The 3,217-nt window shown below is 47.8% G+C and carries 1 protein-coding gene and 2 pseudogenes; 1 reads left to right on the top strand and 2 read right to left on the bottom strand.

What is annotated here, in order from left to right:
• Positions 1–272: 272 nt before the first annotated feature.
• On the bottom strand, positions 273–1,553 hold the full coding sequence (locus tag METMK1DRAFT_RS15320; RefSeq protein ID WP_245544678.1) for an MFS transporter: 1,281 nt from the start codon (positions 1,551–1,553) through the stop codon (positions 273–275).
• A gap of 329 nt (positions 1,554–1,882) precedes the next feature.
• Here METMK1DRAFT_RS15320 and METMK1DRAFT_RS15315 point away from each other — a divergent pair.
• Positions 1,883–2,939 (top strand): annotated as a pseudogene (locus tag METMK1DRAFT_RS15315) (ISH3 family transposase).
• A 15-nt stretch (positions 2,940–2,954) separates the two neighbouring features.
• On the opposite strand, the pseudogene METMK1DRAFT_RS18000 reads toward METMK1DRAFT_RS15315, so the two are convergent.
• Positions 2,955–3,083, bottom strand: a pseudogene (locus METMK1DRAFT_RS18000) (IS256 family transposase); the annotation flags it as partial.
• Positions 3,084–3,217: the final 134 nt, after the last annotated feature.

Raw genomic sequence — 3,217 nt, 5'->3', positions numbered from 1 at the left:
ATGGTGTATTATCATCTCGCTATCACACGTGGTAATACCACATCTCCCTCACCTTAAACCTTTCTTCAACTGAATTCTTAATACCCTTATAAATCCTGTTATCTATCATGAATCGATATTATTCTATCAGAATTATTTTTCATAATATGATTTTGGGTCTACCGTCACGGACGGGGTCTCTGGTGTGAAAAGATGAATGTGGACAACGTCTTGAGGACCATACGTGAAGGGTATTGAGAAGTAGTCGACTTGGAAAAAAGAGTTTATCTTTCTCACTCCATTACCTTATCCTTCGTGTCCCTCACTATCATCAGTGCGACCAAGGATATGGCGAAGTATACTGCAAATACTGTACTGAACCAGTACCAATAGGCCGAGGGATTCGGGCCCACCAGTGCCTCGGTTATTATTGGTGCCAATCCTCCAGCGAAGGGAGCGGCCATGTGATAGCTTAGGCCAGCCCCTGAGTACCTCACCTGCGTCGGGAAGCTTTCAGCGAAAAATGCGGGGAGAACGGAATATGACCCTATGGAAGCTATGGACATCAATATCTGTGCCAATACCGTAGTGCCGAAATCCAATTGTTTTATCAGTAACACGTAGGGGAAGGAGAACACGAGACCCCATGAGAAGGCTATTATCATGGCCTGCTTTCGACCGATCTTATCTCCTAAAATTGCGAAACCTATGAGGATGAAGATGGATATGACGGACGCTATTGTGACAGCGAAGGAGGATAGGGTTTTCGGCATCCCCAACGTAGCCTGATAATCCACAGCGTATGTACCGTAGAGGTAGAAGCTCGCGTTTTGAGCAGCCCAACTGAAGGCTAACAATAAAATGAGTTTCCAGTATCGGGTCCAAGCCTTCACCGATGGCATCTTCTCTATCTTTCCCTCACTCTTGGTTCTCTCGAACAGTGGACTCTCCAGGAGAAATAGCCTTATTACTATACCTGCCACCGCGGCTATGGCCCCCAGGAAGAGAGGTATTCTCCAGCCTACGCTATAAAAGAAGTCTGAATTGACGCTCATGATGGATATCATCCCTGAGGCCCACAGTAGCCCTATAGGGACTCCCTGCTGTACCCAGCTTCCCCAGAAGGCCCTCCACTTTGACTGTGATGCATACTCGGTGAGCCAGGTCGTCGCACCTCCCCACTCACCTCCAACTCCTATTCCTTGGAGTACCCTCATAAGGGCAGCTATGACCAGGGAGCCGAAGCCGAGGACCTGATATCCGGGTAGGAGTCCTATGATTAAGGAGGCTACACCCATGAGCACGAGGTCCCAGAGCAGACCCGTTCTCCTTCCAGACCTATCCCCTATGTGTCCGAAGATCATGGCACCGATGGGCCTGGCCACGAAGCCTACGGCGTAGGTGGAGAGTGATAGGATGGTAGCTGCGACCTGGGAATAACCGGGTGGGAAAAATATCTTAGGGAACACTAAGGCAGCTATATATCCATACAGGAAAAAGTCGTACCATTCTATGGTAGTACCTATCACGGATCCCGCGGCTACCTTGATCACCTGGGATCTAGGATATTCCACCAAGATTTATCACTACAAATACGGGCCTCTACAAACCTTTAAGAATTACTTTTAATTTTATGATAAATCGTCGTGCACTCAGTGTTCGAAGACCGAATTTTTGTGGAAGCCTCGCTTTTCCTACACCTAAAACGGACGTGGCTTTCTACAAGGAAATGATGTGAACTACCCCGCCCTAACCGGTAGACCCAAAATCATATTATGAAAAATAATTCTGATAGAATAATATCGATTCATGATAGATAACAGGATTTATAAGGGTATTAAGAATTCAGTTGAAGAAAGGTTTAAGGTGAGGGAGATGTGGTATTACCACGTGTGATAGCGAGATGATAATACACCATCTCCCTCACCAAAACAACGTTCAACAAATAGGATATAAATTACTTTCCATGTTCTCCTTCAAGGGAAAGAGAGGGGAAGAGGTGGCGAGAACCCTCATCTCAGCCTGTCTGTGGAACGATTCGGTGGAAAGCAAGTCGAGGACGTACGGCGTGTCCCCACAGACCGTGAGGAATTACGTGGAGGAGCAAGGGGTGGAAGTTATTGAGAAACTCTTGGAACAAGTGAGGAAAATATCCTTGGAGGTACTGAAGGGAGTCAAGGAGATAGACCTCTCAATAGACTGGACGACCAAGACTTGGTACGGGAAAACGGTGGAGGGGCTCGGGAGTTCGGAGGAGGGGAGCTCTTGGAACTACGCAACTGCGACGACTAAGTTTGACGGGAAAGTGCTCCTACTGGCCTTCGTCACTCAAGTCAAGGGGATGACCAAGGAAGAGGTCGTGAAGGCCCTCGTGGAGCAAGTCGTCGCCATGAGGTTCAAGGTAAGGTTGATGACTCTCGACGCGGGCTTCTACACTGTAGACGTGCTCAACTTCGTTTCGCAGTTCAAGTACATAATTGCCGTCCCTGTTGGGGACGTGAAGGTCTACCAGGAGTTCGACGGCGAGTACGAGACTAACAGTAAGAGGCACAGGAGGGACGAGCAGGTCAAGTTCAGGCTCCTCGTGTACAGCAAGGAGAAGGTCAGGAGAAAGAAGAGGACTCTAGTTTACTTCGCTAGGGCGACTAATCTGAACCTACCGAAGGGGGAGGTGTTGAAGTTGTACAACAAGGTGAGGGGTCCCATAGAGACCTCTTACCGGAACATCAAGGCCTTTNTCCCCTTCACCCAGTTCCACCAAGTTCGTCTTCCGCACGTTGATCTTCGTGCTGGCAATCGTACTCTACTCCCTGTACACCGTGTTCAAGGGGGAGGTGAGGAGGGAGGAGTTCAGGATACTCCTAATACTCTTGTTTTCTGATGATTTATTCAATCTAAAAGATTTTCTACTTAAATCAATAGAATCGCTTATTAATATAGATTTATTTTCAAGGAGGTGATTTTGGGTCTACCGACCTGGGGGAGGTCCTCTCCGCCTCCTCCAGGGCCCTCCTCTCGATCTCAGCTATTTCATTTAATGGCGCGTCCTTCCCAAGTAACTCGGGGACGAGCGAGGTCACCACGTGATTGAATGAGTGTCTCATGATATGACCTAGCGCTCGTCCCCTTTTTAGTGTTACTGATGTAGGATCAATTAAGTCACTTTCATTCTATAGAAACAAATAGAAATCGCAATGGAGCCCTGAATCGCCCATGGTTTCCAATTCGGTAATATGCA

The sequence above is a fragment of the Metallosphaera yellowstonensis MK1 genome, assembly GCF_000243315.1.
Taxonomy (GTDB): Archaea; Thermoproteota; Thermoprotei_A; order Sulfolobales; family Sulfolobaceae; genus Metallosphaera; species Metallosphaera yellowstonensis.
Note: the sequence above shows the minus strand (reverse complement) of the source record. Positions and strands in the feature narration are given on the sequence as shown.